The following is a 15,207-nucleotide window of genomic DNA, read 5'->3' on the forward strand; positions in this document are numbered from 1 at the left end:
CAAAGCGCTATTAACGCTCTGTCCACTGTGTTGCGGCCGCGCGCCGCTTGTGTGCGATTCCATCGTTCTACGCTTCGGAGCGTTCAAGTTTCCCCGTAGAATAAAGCTTCCTTCCACTGAGCCTGTGTCGTTCCATGCTGCGTCGCCTCCACAAGTCCCTCGTCCTCGGTTTTACATTGTTTTCGGCCATCCAGGCTGCCCATGCGAACGTCGTGGTCGTGCTCAATTCGCGCGATGCCACCGTCCAGCTGCTCGACCAGAAGACGGGCGCCGACAACGGTACGTTTGCGGTCGGCAAGGAGCCTCATCACCTGATGGCCACGCCGGACAACAAGTCGGTCATCGTCGCCAGCTCCGTCGGCAACGAACTGATCTTCCTCGACCCCGTCTCGGGCAAGATCCAGCGCCGCCTGGCGGACGTGCTCGACCCGTACCAGATCGGCTTTTCGCCGGACCAGAAGTGGTTCGTGTCGGCGTCGCTGCGCCTGGACCGCGTCGACGTCTACAAGTACGAAGGCGGCAACCTGTTGCTGAGCAAACGCCTGCCGCTCGCGCGCATGCCCAGCCACATCGCGTTCGACGCGGCCAGCACGACCGCGTTCGTCACGCAGCAGGGCAGCGACCAGGTCAGCGCCATCGACCTGAAGACGCAGACCGTCAAATGGACCCTCCCGGTCGGCAAGCTCCCGGCCGGCATCGCGATGACGCCGGACGACAAGTACCTGCTCGTCGGGATCATGGGCAGCGACTACGTCGAGGTGATCGACTGGCGCGCGCAGAAGACCGTCAAGCGCATCAAGACGGGCAACGGCGCCCACAACTTCCGCGCCCTCGGCGACCGCCGCCACGTGTTCGTGTCGAACCGCGTGCAGAACTCGATCAACATCATCGACCAGACCACGCTGGAAAACGTCGGCATGATCCCCGTGCCGGGCGGCCCGGACTGCATGGAACTGACGAACGACGGCAAGACCTTGTGGGTGACGCTCCGCTGGATCAAGAAGGTCGCCGTGATCGACGTCGCCAGCCGCAAGGTCATCAAGATGATCCCCGTCGGGCGTTCGCCGCACGGTGTGTTCTTCGCCAACTCGGCGCCGCGGATGTGATGCAGCGTGCTGCTGTCGGGTTTCTGCTGGCCGTCGCCTCCGTCGCGCACGCGGGTGACGCGCCCGCGTGCAAGGGCACGATCTACCTGACGTTCGACACGGGCAGCCAGTCGCAGGCCGGGCTGATCGCCGACACGCTGCGCCGCCACCACATCAAGGCCACGTTCTTCCTCGCCAACGAGAAGACGGTGCGCGGCGACTGGTCGCTCGATCCGTCGTGGGCGGACTACTGGAAGGCCCGCGTGGCGGAAGGCCACGCGTTCGGCAGCCACACGTTCGACCACGTGTATTTCCAGCGCGACGAGGCGGATAGCCGCATCGTCGTCAAGCCGCAGTTCGGCGCGCACGCGGGGCAAAAGCAGACGTGGTCGCAGCAGCAGTACTGCGACGAACTGCGCCGCGTCGACACGCGCTTCGAACAGCTGACCGGCCGCCGCCTGGACCCGATCTTCCGCACGCCGGGCGGCCACAGCTCGCCCAACATCCTCGCGGCCGCCAGGGCATGCGGTTATCAACACGCGGGCTGGGCGCCGGCCGGCTTCTCGGGCGACGAGACGTCCAGCGACAAGTTCCCCAACGCCGTGCTGCTGAAGCGCGCCCTGGACAACCTGAAGGATGGCGACATCTTCATGGCCCACATGGGCATCTGGTCGCGCAAGGACCCGTGGATGCCCGCGAACCTCGAACCGCTGATCTCCGGTCTCGAGCGCAAAGGCTTCTGTTTCGCTACACTGAGAGCGCATCCGGACTACCGATAAAAACATGATCCAGCCAACGACATGAGCCAGCATTTCCTCGATGGTTTCGCCTTCCTGCAGGGATGGCTGTTCGAGAACGCGGTCGAACCCGCGATGTTCGCCATGGGTCTCGGCGAATACATCGAAGACGCCTTCGAAGGCGTCGAATGGTTCCTCGCCGGCCTGTGCGAAGTGGCCGCCCTGTACCTCGTGCTGCGGCCGCTGGAAGCCGTCATCCCGGCACAGAAGATGACGGACCGCCGCGCGCGCATCAACGATTTCATCTACACGCTGATCCATCGGCTCGGTTTCTTCAGCATGGCCGTGTTCTTCACGCTCGACCCGGTCATGGACAGCATCGCCGCGGCGCTGCGCATGGAAGGCGTCCGCCCGTTCAACCTGGAGAACCTGATGACGGGCTTCCACCCGCTCGCCGGCTTCCTCATGTACCTCGTCGTGCTGGACTTCTTCGATTACTGGTTCCACCGCGGCCAGCACAAGTTCCGCTGGTGGTGGGCCCTGCACAGCCTGCACCACAGCCAGCAGAACATGAACCTGTGGAGCGACGACCGCAACCACCTGCTGGACGATCTGCTGCGCGACGTCTACATGGCCGTCATCGCGCTGGCGATCGGCGTGGCGCCGAGCCAGTACGTGCTGCTCGTCTCCGTCTCGCGCGCGCTGCAAAGCCTGCAGCACGCGAACGTGCGCATCCACTTCGGCCGCCTGGGCGAGCGCCTGCTCGTGTCGCCGCGCTTCCACCGCACGCACCACGCCGTCGGCATCGGCCACGAATCGCAGGGGCGCGAGCTGGGCGGCTGTAATTTCGGCGTGCTGCTGCCCGTCTGGGACCAACTGTTCGGCACCGCCAACTTCGCGCCCGGCTGGCATGGCACGGGCGTGCGCGACCAGTTCGCGCGCACCAATCCGGACGGCACCGTCCGTCCCGCCCGCGACTACGGCCGCGGTTTCTGGCGCCAGCAGTGGCTCGGCCTCGTGCGCCTCGTCGAAGCCGGCAACCGGCGCAACGCGGCATGATGCGCCCCGTCGCCATCGCCTACGGCCGCGCGCTGCGCTCCCAGTTCTCGGGACGCATGCTGCTGTTGTCCATCGTGCCGCTGCTGCTGTCGCTCGCGTTGTGGGGCGGCCTGCTGTACGCCGGCATGCAGCCGCTGCTGGACTGGCTGCACGCGGTCTTCGCCGACTACGGCCTGTTCGAGACGAGCGGCAGCATCCTCGCCACCTTGGGCCTCGGTTTCCTGAAAACGCTCGTGATCCCGCTCGTGGCGATGCTCGTGCTGCTGCCGCTGATGATCATCACGTCGCTGCTGTTCATCGGCGTCGGCGCGATGCCCGCCATCGCGCGCCACGTCAGCCGCGTGCAGTTTCCCACGCTCGAACGGAAGGAAGGCGGCAGCTTCATGGGCAGCCTGGGCGTCAACCTGTCGGGCATCGTCGTGTTCGCGCTGCTGTGGCTCGTCACGCTGCCGCTGTACGCGCTGGCGCCCGTCGCCATCGTCGTGCAGGCCGTGCTGTGGGGCTGGCTGACGGCGCGCGTGATGGGGTACGACGCGCTCGCCATCCACGCGAGCCTGGAAGAACGCCGCACGATCGTGCACGCGCGCAAGCGCTCCCTGCTGCTGATCGGCACCGTGTCCGGGCTGCTGGGCGCGCTGCCGGGTGTCGCGTGGATCGGCGGCGCGCTGTTCTCCGTCGTGCTGTTCCCGTTCCTGGCCGTGCTGTCGATCTGGCTCTACCTCGTGATCTTCATTTTCACGGGCCTGTGGTTCCAGTACTTCTGCCTGCAGGCGCTGGCCGACCTGCGGGCCGGCCAGGTAACGAAAGACGCCTGAACCGCTTCAGGGCGTGCCGAGCGTGACGAGCACGAGGCGGCCCTGCGCGCCCTGTGACTCGTTGACGGTGACGAGCACGCGTCCCTGCGGATCCTGGGCGATGGCCGTCACTTCCGCCACCGACGCATCGTCCAGGTCGCGCGCATAGCCGGGCAGCAGGGTCGAGAGGTCCGTCCACGTTGTGCCGCCATCCTTCGACCAGGCCAGGTACGGCTTCTGCGTCGCCTTGTCGAAGCCGCCCGCGACGAGCGTGTCCGGCTTGCCCGCGAGGGCCAGCAGGTGCCGGATGTACGGGTAGTTGTTGCCGCCGCTGAGCGGATGCTGGATCACGAACTTGAAGGACTTGCCACCGTCCTCGCTGCGCAGCAGGCCGCCCTCGACGCCGGCGAACACGCGCTGGGTGCCTGTCGCCTGGATGAATTGCACGTTGCGGTTTTCCAGTTCCGGCAAGGCGACGGGCAGGGCGGTGCGCGATGCGAGGCTGACGCCATCCGCAGCCAGCTGGTAGGCGCGCAGGAACGCGGAATCCAGCGGGCATTCGCCGCCGACGAGCAGGCGGTCGCCGACGATCTCGAACGCGGGATGGGTGCAGATGTCCTGGTCGAAGAAGCCCGTCAGCACGCGCCAATGGGCGCCGCCGTCGTTCGACGCGAGCACGTTCTGGCCGCCGCCGGCATTCGTGTACAGGCGGTCGTCCACCCGTTTCAGCTCGTCCATCGACAACGTCGTGCACACGCTGCCCACGCACGCTTTCAGGCCGGCGTCGCGCGGCACGAAGGTGGTCCGGTCCGCGCTCAACGCGCACAGCGCGTGTTCGGGGCGCGCGTCCGGGCCCTTGTCGTACCAGGGCTGGAACAGCCACAGATCGGATCCCAGCATGCGCAACGATGGTGCACGCAGCGGCCAGGTGCCGCTGTCCTCGCGTGCGAGGCCGCATTCGCCGAGCGCGACGCCGCTCCACGCGGAATCCGCCCGCAGCGGCAGGCCGGCGCGTACCACGGCCGTGTCGGTGGTCGCGGTATTCGACAGCGACAGCCAGGCAGTGTCGCCACTGAAGGCAATGCTGTCGATGCCGCCGGCCGCCGTCGCCAGCACGTCGGCGCGCGCGGGGTGGGCAACGGGGGCCGTCGGCTGGGTGGCGACCGGGGGCGCTGCGGCCGGATCGTCCGAGCCGCCGCAACCGGCAAGCAAAAGGGCCAGCGCGCACGCGCCGGCGACATGTCGTCCTGATGGAATCATCGTTCATCCTGTTCGGCGCCGCGCAGCCCGCGGCCGGCGCGCCGATTCTAGGAGGGGGCCCGTGTAGCGTCTTGGGGGCCTTTGTCACGAGTTTGTCCGCAAATGTCACACACGGTACGCGGCCACGGGCGCGGCAGGCTCCGGCGCACTGTGGCACACTGGACGTATGGAGGACTGCATGGCATTCGGTCTCATCATCATCGGCGACGAGATCCTGTCCGGGAAACGCCGCGACCAGCACCTGCCCAAGGTGATCGAACTCCTGCGCGAGCGCGGCTTGCGCCTGGCGTGGGCCGAGATCGTCGGCGACGAACCGGAACGCATCACGGCCCTGCTGCGGCGCACGTTCGCAAGTCGCGACATCGTGTTTTCCTGCGGCGGCATCGGCGCCACGCCGGACGACCACACGCGCCAGTGCGCGGCGGCGGCGCTGGGCGTGCCGCTCGCACTGCATCCGCAAGGGCGCGCGTTGATCGAGGAGCGCATCCGCGAGACGGCCGGTCCGGACGCCGACCTGGAAGCGCCGGAGAACCTGCAGCGCTTCAGGATGGCGGAATTCCCCGCGGGCGCCAGCCTGATCCCGAATCCGTACAACCGCATCCCCGGCTTCACGGTGGCGCGGCACCATTTCGTGCCCGGTTTTCCCGTGATGGCGTGGCCGATGATCGCGTGGGTGCTCGATACGCTGTACGCGGACAAATTCCACCGCGAGGCGCGGCTCGAAAAGTCGCTGCTGGTGGTCGAGGCGGCGGAGGCCGCGCTCACGCCGCTGATGGAAGCACTGGAAGCACGCTACCCCGCCGTGCGCGTGTTCAGCCTGCCCAGCGTGGGCGATGCGCACACGCGGCGCCATATCGAATTGGGGGTAAAAGGCGATCCCGGCCAGGTTGAAGCGGCCTGGACCGACATGTGCGTGGAACTGGAAAAAATGGGGGCGGAGGTGCAACCGTTGCGGGCGGTGGACAGCCGTTCGAACTGAGCCGTTGTTTTTTTGCGAAAATGTCAGGACGACGTCAAAAAACTGCGTGAGCGGTTCCTGCATGTCACATTGATGTGGTGGAATGATGTCTGTGAGCAGGGGCGATCCGGAGTGAGGTCGCCGTAGCTTTGTGAACTTTTACGACCTGGATCACTCGAACCGACCAGCAGCAGGATGGCGAGCAGGTTGACGGGATTTGCAGGCGTGTTTCAAACCGGTTGAGCCATCATGGATAGTATTCGCCGTCAACGACGGCCCCGTTTCTTCTCCCGCGCGCTGCGCCGCATTCTTGGCCAGGCTGCGCCGGGCCAGCCTGCATTGGCCGGCATTCCCGCCGTGGCAGCCGAGCAGGATCTCCCTGTCCGCAATATCCCCTCGCGCCAGGAGCCGAATTTCGACTCCAGCCTCGAGCCCGCCGTGGAACCCGGCGGGGTCGGAGCGGACACGCCGCCCGAGCCGCCGCCGGCGCCGCCCAGGCGCCGCTGGCGCATGGTCAAGCGCACGTTCCTCGTGCTGCTGCTGCTCGCGGTCGCGGGTGCGGCCGGCCTGGCGGTCTACGAAAGCCGCACGTCGGCGCTCGAAGCGCACTTCTTCGCCGGCCTGACGAAGAAACTCAACTACCGCATGGCCAAGGGCCCGAGCGACGCGATCCGCTTCCCGCAGGCCAGCCCGTACGACGAGCGCCTCGGCTACTCGAACCTGCCGAACTACCTGGCCAAGCTCAAGACGCGCGACTACGTCGTCGTCGAACAGGCGCGCATGTCGCCCAAGATGCTGGAACTGGCCGACATGGGCCTGTTCGCCACGTACCACGAAAAGACGCGCGCCGGCCTCGACATCCTCGACTACAGCGGCGAGCCGCTGTTCTCGGCCCGCTTCCCCGAGCGCCTGTACGAGAAGTTCGACGCCACGCCGCAGCTGCTCGTGAAGAGCCTGCTGTTCATCGAGAACCGCGAGCTGCTCGACACGACGTATCCGAAGCGTAACCCGGCCGTCGAATGGGACCGCTTCTCGAAAGCCGTGTTCGACAAGACCTTGCACTCGATCGGCGTGGGCAGCGGCGGCCGCGTCGCCGGCGGCAGCACGCTCGCCACGCAGATCGAAAAATACCGCCACTCGCCGGAAGGCCGCACGGCCTCGCTGGGCGACAAGCTGCGCCAGATGGCGTCGGCCACGCTGCGTTCCTACCTGGACGGCGAGAACACGGGCCCGACCCGGCGCCGCATCGTGCTCGAATACCTGAACACCGTGCCGCTGTCGGCCAAGCTCGGTTACGGTGAGGTGAACGGCATCGGCGACGGCATGTGGGTCTGGTACGGCCGCGATTTCGCGGAGGTGAACCGCATCCTCTCGAGCAGGCAGGTCACGCCCGAATTCGCATTGGTGTACAAGGAAGCGCTGTCGCTGATGATCGCGCAGCGCCGCCCCGCGTACTACCTGGGCGCCGGCGAGAAGGACCTGGAAATCCTCACGAACTCGCACCTGCGCGTGCTCGCGCAGGCCGGCGTCATTTCGCCCGCGCTGCGCGACGCGGCCATCGCCACCGTGCTGCATCCGGCACTCGGTTCCGGCGTCGCCCCGCCGCCCGCGAACACGTTCGTCACGCGCAAGGCCGCCAACGCCGTGCGCAACCACCTCGCCACCCTGCTGGGCGACTCGCGCCTGTACAACCTCGACCGCCTCGACCTGTCGGTGGTGACGACCTTGAATTCGGACGCACAGAAGGCCGTGACGGCCACCTTGCGCAAGCTGACCGACAACGAAGCGGCCGCGGAAGCGGGCCTCACGGGCAAGGGCATGCTGGGCAACGGCGACCCGTCCAAGGTCGTGTACAGCTTCACGCTGATGGAGCGGGGCGACAAGGTCAACTACCTGCGCGTCCAGACCGACAACTACGACCAGCCGCTCGACATCAACGAGGGCGCCAAGCTCGACCTCGGTTCGACCGCGAAGCTGCGCACCCTGACGACCTATCTCGACATCGTCGACCAGCTGCACCAGCGCTACGAGCCGATGTCGAAAGCTGAACTCGCCCAGGTCAAGGTCGATCCGAAAGACCGCCTGACCCAGTGGGCCGTCGACTACTTCCAGACCTTGCCGGACGGCGCCGACCGCGGCCTCGTGCCGATGCTGGGCGCGGCGATGGAGCGCAAGTATTCGGGCAACCCGGGCGAAGCGTTCTTCACGGGCGGCGGCGTGCACATCTTCGGCAACTTCAGCAAGCTGGACGACAGCCGCATCCTCACCGTCCAGCAGGCGCTGCAGAACTCGACGAACCTCGTGTTCGTGCGCCTGATGCGCGACGTCGTGCGCTACTACATGTTCCAGCTGCCCGGCTCGTCCGCACAACTGCTGGCCGACGCCGACGATCCGCGCCGCGCGGAATATCTGTCGCGCTTCGCCGACCGCGAAGGCAAGGATTTCCTGGCCCGCTTCTGGAACAAGTACCGCGGCAAGAACTGGGACGAGGTCGAGACGGCGCTGATGCAGGGCGTGCGCATCCGTGCGTCGAAGGTCGCGGCCGTGCACCGCACGATCTACCCGGACGCGTCGCTGGCCGAATTCGGCACCTTCCTGCACAAGTACCTGCCGGCCGACGCCGAGGTGGACGACGAGCGCATCGCCAAGATGTACGACCAGTACGCCGTCGCGAACATGTCGCTGGCCGACCGCGGCTACGTCGCCTCCGTGCACCCGCTCGAACTGTGGCTCGTGGGCTACCTGCGCACGCATCCGAAAGCGGGCTGGGACGAAGTCGTCGGCGCGTCGACGAAGGAACGCCAGGAAGTGTATTCGTGGCTGTTCAAGACGCACCGCAAGCATGCCCAGGACAAGCGCATCGCCGGCCTGATCGAAGTGGAGGCCTTCCTCAAGATCCACGCGCAGTGGAAGAAGATGGGCTATCCGTTCGACTCGCTCGTGCCGTCGTACGCGACCACGCTGGGCGCGTCGGCCGACCGTCCGATCGCGCTGGCCGAGCTGATGGGCATCCTCATCAACGGCGGCGTGCGCAAGCCCACGCAGCGCATCGACTCGCTGCATTTCGCCAAGGACACGCCATACGAGACCCTCGTCAAGCGCGGCGACGCGGAGAAGGGCGAGCAGGTGCTGAATCCCCAGGTGGCGCGCGCCGTCGTCAACGCCATCCGCGGCGTCGTGCAGGAAGGTACGGCCAAGCGCGCAAAGACGGCGTTCGTCAAGGACGACGGCAGCGTGATCGCGCTGGGCGGCAAGACGGGGACGGGTGACCAGCGCTTCGACGTCTACGGCGCCGGCCACCGCCTGATCGAATCGCGCTACGTGAACCGCTCGGCCACGTTCGTGTTCAACATCGGCGAGCGCTTCTTCGGCAGCATGACGGCGTACGTCCACGGTCCGGATTCCGCGCACTACGACTTCACCAGCGCCCTGCCCGTGCAGCTGCTCGTGAAACTGGCGCCGAGCCTGATGCCGATGATCCAGCACCAGGACACGGTCACCATCCCGGGCCTGCACGTCGAACGTGCCGCGCCGGCGCCGGCGGGCCCGGCGGATGCCGTCGCGCGCGACACCGAGCAGCCCGTGCCGGCCGATGCCGCGCCGCCCGTGGAGGCTCCGGCCGTCGAGGAACCGGTCGCGAAGCCGGTTGCGAAACCGGTTGCCAAGCCGGCGGTGAAGGCCGCCGAGAAGCCGGCCGAGAAGCCCGCGGTGAAGAAGCCGGCCGCGGAAGATCATCCGAAGGCGGTCAGCGTCCGCAAGGCCGACGCCGACGTCCCGCCGAAGCCGGCGCCGCACAAGCCGGCGGTCAAGCGCGATGATCCGGCCGCGCCGTCACCGAAGCCCGCGCGTCCCAAGCCGGCCGCCGTGGAAGAAGTGCTGCAGTGAGCCGGGCCGCATGAAGCGGCTCCCGCTGCGTAAATTCAGTCTCGTCTCGTTGCGCGACCTGCTGGTGGCGGTCGCGCCGACGGCCGTGCTCGTGCTGGCCGCGTGCATCGTCGCGTACATCGTCGTCGACCCCGCGCCGCCGCGCCACGTGATCCTCGCGACGGGGCAGGAGAACAGCGCGTACGAGGAATTCGGCCGCAAGTACGCGACCATCCTGGCCCGCGACGGGATCAAGGTCGATCCGCAGCGCACGCTGGGATCGGAAGACAACCTGCAGCGCCTCATCGACGGCAAGGCCGATATCGCGTTCGTGCAGAGCGGGTCGACGAGCGAGGCGCAGGCCGAGCGGCGCGGCCTCGTGTCGCTGGGCAGCCTGTTCACGGAACCCGTCTGGCTGTTCCTGCGCGAGCGCGATGCGCACGGCCGCAAGCGCGACATGGACAGCATCGTGCAGCTGAAAGGCCTGCGCATCAACCTCGGGCCGGAAGGGACGGGCGTGCCGAAGCTGTTCCGCCAGGTCCTCGCCGTGAACGGCCTGGAGCCGCGCCAACTGAAGCTCTCCGCGCTCGAGAACACGCCCGCCACCGTGGAGTTGCTGGCGGGGCATATCGATGGCCTCGTGTTCAGCTCCGCGCCGGAAGCGCCGCTGATCCAGATGCTGCTGCAGACGCCGGGCATTCGCCTCTTCAATTTCCGCCAGGCGGAGGCGTACACGCGCCGGCTGCCGTTCCTCACGCACGTCGTGCTGCCGCGCGGGATCGTCGACCTCGGACGCGACATTCCGGCCCAGGATTTTCATCTGATCGCGCCGACGGCCACGCTGGTCGCGCGCGAGGACCTGCATCCTGCATTGATCGACCTGTTCGTCAAGGCGGCCACGGAGATCCATGGCGGGACGGGCTGGTTCCAGCAGCAGGGCCAATTCCCGTCGCCGCGCTACACGGAGATCCCGGTGGCGCGGGAGGCGGCGAAATACTACCGCGACGGTCCGCCGTTCCTGCAGCGCTACCTGTCGTTCTGGCTGGCGAACCTGTTCGACCGGCTGTGGGTCGTCGTGGTGGCGCTGGCGGCGCTGATCATTCCGCTGTCGAAGATCGTGCCGCCGCTGTACGTGTGGCGCATCCGCTCGCGCGTGTACCGCTGGTACGGCGAGTTGCGCGCCGTCGAGCAGGCGCTGGAAAACGCGAAGGACGAACACCGCGACGAGGCGCGGGAAGAGTTGCTGCGCCGCCTCGACGGCATCGAGCAGCGCGTCAATCACATCTCGATCCCGCTCGCTTACGCGGATGCGTTATATGGCCTGCGCAGCCACATCAACTTCGTGCGCCAGCGCGTGCGGCTCATGCTGGCCGCGAAGAACGCCGCGTAATTACTGCGCCAGGACGATCTTCACGACGGCATTGCCCGACGACGCGTACAGGTTGCCGCTGCCGTCGACCGCGATGCCGCGCAGCTGCGCGAAGCTGCCGGGCAGCTTGCCGGTCCGCAGCGTCGTCGACGCGGCCGTGCCGGCGGGTGTCGCGACAATGCCGTCCGGCGTCGTGATCTTGCGCACCGTGTTGTTGATGGCATCGGCGCCGTACAGATTGCCGTCCTTGTCGATGGCCAGCGCGATCAGTTGCTGGAAGCGGGCGGTCGACGCATTGCCGTCGGCGTTGCCGAACTGGTTGCGCGCGCCGACGAAGGTCGTGAGTGCGGTGGCGCCGGACGTGGCACGGCTGAGGGTGCGGAACAGGTCGGCCACGTACACGGTGCCGTCGGGGTCGACGACCACGCCGCGCGGCACCAGCTGGCCCGTGCCGTAGATGGACGCGACGGCGCCCGTTTCGAGCGTCGTGGCGCGGCCCGGATTCGCGACCGGGATGCGCCGCGTGTCGACGCCCGACGTGACGTACAGGTTGCCGTTGTTGTCGGCCGCGATCCCGGCCGGCATGTTCTGCGGGTCGATGCCGAAATTGCCGAACGAGAGCCGGGTCACGGTGGTGACGGTGCCGTCGGAGGTGATCTTGCGGATCGTCGTGCCGTCCAGGACGTACAGGTCGCCGCTGCCGTCGATCGTGACGGCGGTGGGTTGCGTGAAGCGGGCGCGGTTGCCCTTGCCGTCGGCCGTGCCGCTGGAACCTGCCACGCCGGCGAACGTGCTGACCGTGCCGTCCGGTGCGATCTTGCGGATGGCGGCGTTACCCTCGTCCGCCACGTACACGTTGCCGTTCGTGTCGACCGCCAGGCCGCGCGGCGTGTTGAACCGGGCGGCCGTGCCTTTCCTGTCCACCGTGCCGCCGGTGGCGGCGTCGCCGGCCAGCACGCTGATGCCCGTGCTCGGGCCGGAATCGCCGTCCTTGCCGTCGTCCGTCTCGCGCTTCGGGCCGCCGGGACCGCACGCGCACAGCAGCGCCGCGATGCCGGCGCACAGGAGGCGCACGCGCAGGCGGGCAGGGACAGCGGATGGGGTCGTCATGGCTACATCTCCAGGTCAGCAGTGAGCCCGCATGCTAGCACGCGCGCACCGTGGCGAATCTCTGCGATTCTCACGTGCGACCGGGAGGCCGGGCGAAAGTTCAGGCGCCGATCCAGGGCAGGCCGGCCTTGCACCAGCCGCCGACCGTCTTGCGGTGGCCTTCCGGATCGCGATCGCCCTCGAAGCCTTCCAGGATGTCGAACGCATTCCGGTAGCCCAGTTCCGTGGCGGTGCGCGCGGCGTGGCGCGAACGCACGCCGGAACGGCACAGGAACAACACGACGTCGTCCGGGGTCGCCACGTTCTGCAGCTGCGTCGCGAAATCCGGGTTCGGCGCACCACCGGGGTACAACGTCCATTGCACGGCGCCGTGCTGGGTTTCCGGGATCGCGGGGCGGCCGACCCAGTCGCGCTCCGCATTCGTGCGCACGTCGACCAGTTTCACCCTGGGGTCGGCTTGCAGGAGTTCGAACGCTTCCCGGGGCGTGACGGCGCCCGCGTACGGCTGGCCGGGCGTACGGGCCCTGGCGTCTGCGAGGATCTCGTCGGTCGTAGTCATGTCATCAATTCCTTGTAGGCTGGTTGCGCACCGTCGCGGGTCGTTGCTAAGCTAGGGCTCGCACTTTTGGTGCATCGCGCATTAGTTTGGTGCATACTCGAAAAATTGCACTTGTTTGGTGCGTATGGACGAGTTTGCGCCAAGATCGTGCACGCTTAAGGTGTCATTGATTTTAAGGGGCAAATTGAGCGGCCTCAAAGTAATCATTATTTATTTGTTCATGGAAAAATGCTGGCATAATTTCTGCTTAGAAGGTTATGCGCCTGTCGCATGCCCGGTTGGCATCGACACCCCTTTTTGACTTAGGAGATACTGGAATGGCAAGGACCGCCGCAGATGTAATGCAGATGCTGAAGGACAACGAAGTCAAGTTCGTTGATTTGCGTTTCGCCGATACCCGCGGCAAGGAACAGCACGTGACCGTTCCCATCTCGCACTTTGACGAAGACAAGTTCGAATCCGGCCACGCATTCGACGGCTCGTCGATCGCCGGCTGGAAAGGCATCGAAGCATCGGACATGCTGCTGATCCCTGACCCGAACACTGCGAACATCGACCCGTTCTTTGAAGAGACCACCGTGTTCATGCAGTGCGACGTGATCGAACCGTCGGACGGCAAGGGCTACGACCGTGACCCGCGTTCCATCGCCAAGCGCGCCGAAGCGTACCTGAAATCGTCGGGCATCGGCGACACCGCCTACTTCGGTCCGGAACCGGAATTCTTCATTTTCGACTCCGTCCGCTGGAAGATCGACATGTCGGGCTGCTTCGTCAAGATCGATTCGGAAGAAGCTTCCTGGTCGACCGACAAGGAATTCGAAGGCGGCAACAGCGGCCACCGTCCGACCGTCAAGGGCGGCTACTTCCCGGTCCCGCCGGTCGACAGCTTCCAGGACATGCGTTCGGAAATCTCGCTGATCCTCGAATCGATGGGCATCCCGGTCGAAGTGCACCACCATGAAGTGGCGGGCGCGGGCCAGATGGAACTGGGCACCAAGTTCTCGACCCTGGTCGAGCGCGCCGACTGGACCCAGAACCTGAAGTACGTGATCTGGAACGTGGCCCACAGCTACGGCAAGACCGCCACCTTCATGCCGAAGCCGATGAACGGCGACAACGGCTCGGGCATGCACGTCCACCAGTCGATCTGGAAAGACGGCAAGAACCTGTTCGCGGGCGACGGCTATGCCGGCCTGTCGGAAACGGCCCTGTTCTACATCGGCGGCATCATCAAGCACGCCAAGGCCCTGAACGCCATCACCAACCCGGGCACGAACTCGTACAAGCGCCTGGTGCCGGGCTATGAAGCGCCGGTCAAGCTGGCTTACTCGGCCAAGAACCGTTCGGCATCGATCCGCATCCCGCACGTGGCGAACCCGAAAGGCCGCCGCATCGAGACCCGCTTCCCGGACCCGCTGGCCAACGTCTACCTGTGCTTCGCAGCCCTGCTGATGGCCGGCCTGGACGGTATCCAGAACAAGATCCACCCGGGCGAAGCCGCGACGAAGGACCTGTACCACCTGCCGCCGGAAGAAGACAAGCTGATCCCGACGGTCTGCTCGTCGCTGGAAGAAGCACTGGACGCCCTGAACAAGGACCGCGAGTTCCTGACCCGCGGCGGCGTGTTCAGCGATTCCATGCTCGACGCGTACATCGACCTGAAGATGAACGAAGTCCAGCGTCTGCGCATGACCCCGCACCCGGCCGAATTCGACATGTACTACTCGTCGTAATTCGTTGGCATCACCCGGTGTCGCATTGGAAACGATTGACACCGGAGTGTATCCACACGGTAACGAAAACGCGGGGAAAGCCAGCCGGCTGCCTCGCGTTTTTTACTGGATGGGGTATAGTCGGAAGCTTCCCAACCATGCATCCAGACCGACCTGATGCGAATGACAAGCTGCTTCCTCCTGCGTCTGTTGTTGCTCGCAGGACTTGCCGTGCACGAGGCGCGGGCCGATTCCGTCATCTACAAATGCGTCGACCAGAACGGCCGGGTGGAATTCACCGACATCAATAAACCGGGCTGCAAGGTGCTCGACCTGCCGGGCTATGTCGCGTCCACGCCCGCACCGGCGCCGCGCGCCGCGCCCGCGGTGACGATGCGCCAGGGGGCAGGGCGCCCGGCGGCGGCGAGTCCGAATCCCGCCGGCTTCCCGCGGGTGGACACGGCCACGCAGAAGGCGCGCGACGACGACCGCCGCACGATCCTCGAGGACGAATTGCGTGCCGAGGAGCGCAAGCTGGCGGACCTGAAGCGCGACTATAACAACGGCGAGCCGGAACGCCAGGGCAACGAAAAGAATTACGCGAAGTACCAGGAACGCGTGGCCCAGATGCGCGACAACATCGGCCGCAGCGAAAAGAACGTGGAAGCGCTCAAGCGCGAGATCGCCAACATCAAATGAC

12 protein-coding genes are annotated in these 15,207 nt (G+C 66.4%); 9 read left to right on the forward strand and 3 right to left on the reverse strand.

Annotated elements, in window-relative coordinates; genetic code table 11:
* Positions 1–134 precede the first annotated feature (134 nt).
* The 4 genes from ASD28_RS02115 to ASD28_RS02130 are packed head-to-tail and all read left to right on the forward strand — an operon-like array spanning position 135 to position 3,696.
* Complete coding sequence (locus ASD28_RS02115) at positions 135–1,106, forward strand: cytochrome D1 domain-containing protein (protein WP_056123179.1); 972 nt, start codon at positions 135–137, stop codon at positions 1,104–1,106.
* Entirely contained in the window at positions 1,106–1,864 is a 759-nt protein-coding gene (locus ASD28_RS02120; RefSeq protein ID WP_056123180.1) for a polysaccharide deacetylase family protein, read from the forward strand. The genes ASD28_RS02115 and ASD28_RS02120 overlap by 1 nt, the downstream gene beginning before the upstream one ends.
* A 21-nt stretch (positions 1,865–1,885) precedes the next feature.
* Entirely contained in the window at positions 1,886–2,881 is a 996-nt protein-coding gene (locus ASD28_RS02125; RefSeq protein WP_056123182.1) for a sterol desaturase family protein, read from the forward strand.
* Positions 2,878–3,696, forward strand: coding sequence for an EI24 domain-containing protein (locus ASD28_RS02130; RefSeq protein WP_307166870.1), 819 nt, complete (start codon positions 2,878–2,880; stop codon positions 3,694–3,696). Before ASD28_RS02125 ends, ASD28_RS02130 begins: the two co-directional genes overlap by 4 nt.
* A gap of 6 nt (positions 3,697–3,702) precedes the next feature.
* Here the strand turns inward: ASD28_RS02130 and ASD28_RS02135 are convergent, their stop codons facing one another.
* On the reverse strand, positions 3,703–4,935 hold the full coding sequence (locus ASD28_RS02135; RefSeq protein ID WP_056123186.1) for a hypothetical protein: 1,233 nt from the start codon (positions 4,933–4,935) through the stop codon (positions 3,703–3,705).
* Positions 4,936–5,113: 178 nt separating this feature from the next.
* Between ASD28_RS02135 and ASD28_RS02140 the strand changes: the two genes are divergently transcribed.
* From ASD28_RS02140 to ASD28_RS02150, 3 genes are all read left to right on the forward strand, one after another.
* Positions 5,114–5,914, forward strand: a complete 801-nt coding sequence (locus tag ASD28_RS02140; protein WP_056123189.1) for a molybdopterin-binding protein — start codon at positions 5,114–5,116, stop codon at positions 5,912–5,914.
* A 489-nt stretch (positions 5,915–6,403) separates the two neighbouring features.
* On the forward strand, positions 6,404–9,778 hold the full coding sequence (locus tag ASD28_RS02145) for a transglycosylase domain-containing protein (protein ID WP_156403654.1): 3,375 nt from the start codon (positions 6,404–6,406) through the stop codon (positions 9,776–9,778).
* A 10-nt stretch (positions 9,779–9,788) separates the two neighbouring features.
* Complete coding sequence (locus tag ASD28_RS02150; RefSeq protein WP_056123200.1) at positions 9,789–11,147, forward strand: TAXI family TRAP transporter solute-binding subunit; 1,359 nt, start codon at positions 9,789–9,791, stop codon at positions 11,145–11,147.
* Here ASD28_RS02150 and ASD28_RS02155 read toward each other — a convergent pair whose 3' ends face one another.
* Together ASD28_RS02155 and ASD28_RS02160 are read right to left on the reverse strand one after the other, a co-directional pair.
* On the reverse strand, positions 11,148–12,236 hold the full coding sequence (locus ASD28_RS02155; RefSeq protein WP_056123204.1) for a hypothetical protein: 1,089 nt from the start codon (positions 12,234–12,236) through the stop codon (positions 11,148–11,150).
* Positions 12,237–12,336: 100 nt separating this feature from the next.
* Positions 12,337–12,795, reverse strand: coding sequence for a rhodanese-like domain-containing protein (locus ASD28_RS02160; RefSeq protein ID WP_056123207.1), 459 nt, complete (start codon positions 12,793–12,795; stop codon positions 12,337–12,339).
* Positions 12,796–13,112: 317 nt separating this feature from the next.
* Here ASD28_RS02160 and glnA point away from each other — a divergent pair, with 317 nt between their 5' ends.
* Both glnA and ASD28_RS02170 read left to right on the forward strand, forming a co-directional pair.
* The gene (glnA, locus tag ASD28_RS02165) at positions 13,113–14,528 is read left to right on the forward strand and encodes a type I glutamate--ammonia ligase (RefSeq protein ID WP_056123213.1); all 1,416 of its coding nucleotides are present in this window, start codon (positions 13,113–13,115) and stop codon (positions 14,526–14,528) included.
* A 162-nt stretch (positions 14,529–14,690) separates the two neighbouring features.
* Positions 14,691–15,206, forward strand: a complete 516-nt coding sequence (locus ASD28_RS02170) for a DUF4124 domain-containing protein (protein WP_056123216.1) — start codon at positions 14,691–14,693, stop codon at positions 15,204–15,206.
* The last annotated feature ends 1 nt before the right edge of the window (position 15,207 follow it).

The organism is Massilia sp. Root133 (genome assembly GCF_001426525.1).
Lineage (GTDB): Bacteria > Pseudomonadota > Gammaproteobacteria > Burkholderiales > Burkholderiaceae_D > Telluria > Telluria orientalis.

Coding starts and splice junctions, on each gene's coding strand:
- ASD28_RS02125 (WP_056123182.1), top strand. CDS start 1,886: ATGAGCCAGCATTTCCTCGATGGTTTCGCCTTCCTGCAGGGATGGCTG.
- ASD28_RS02155 (WP_056123204.1), bottom strand. CDS start 12,236: ATGACGACCCCATCCGCTGTCCCTGCCCGCCTGCGCGTGCGCCTCCTG.
- ASD28_RS02120 (WP_056123180.1), top strand. CDS start 1,106: ATGCAGCGTGCTGCTGTCGGGTTTCTGCTGGCCGTCGCCTCCGTCGCG.
- ASD28_RS02130 (WP_307166870.1), top strand. CDS start 2,878: ATGATGCGCCCCGTCGCCATCGCCTACGGCCGCGCGCTGCGCTCCCAG.
- ASD28_RS02135 (WP_056123186.1), bottom strand. CDS start 4,935: ATGATTCCATCAGGACGACATGTCGCCGGCGCGTGCGCGCTGGCCCTT.
- glnA (WP_056123213.1), top strand. CDS start 13,113: ATGGCAAGGACCGCCGCAGATGTAATGCAGATGCTGAAGGACAACGAA.
- ASD28_RS02150 (WP_056123200.1), top strand. CDS start 9,789: ATGAAGCGGCTCCCGCTGCGTAAATTCAGTCTCGTCTCGTTGCGCGAC.
- ASD28_RS02115 (WP_056123179.1), top strand. CDS start 135: ATGCTGCGTCGCCTCCACAAGTCCCTCGTCCTCGGTTTTACATTGTTT.
- ASD28_RS02140 (WP_056123189.1), top strand. CDS start 5,114: ATGGCATTCGGTCTCATCATCATCGGCGACGAGATCCTGTCCGGGAAA.
- ASD28_RS02170 (WP_056123216.1), top strand. CDS start 14,691: ATGACAAGCTGCTTCCTCCTGCGTCTGTTGTTGCTCGCAGGACTTGCC.
- ASD28_RS02145 (WP_156403654.1), top strand. CDS start 6,404: ATGGTCAAGCGCACGTTCCTCGTGCTGCTGCTGCTCGCGGTCGCGGGT.
- ASD28_RS02160 (WP_056123207.1), bottom strand. CDS start 12,795: ATGACTACGACCGACGAGATCCTCGCAGACGCCAGGGCCCGTACGCCC.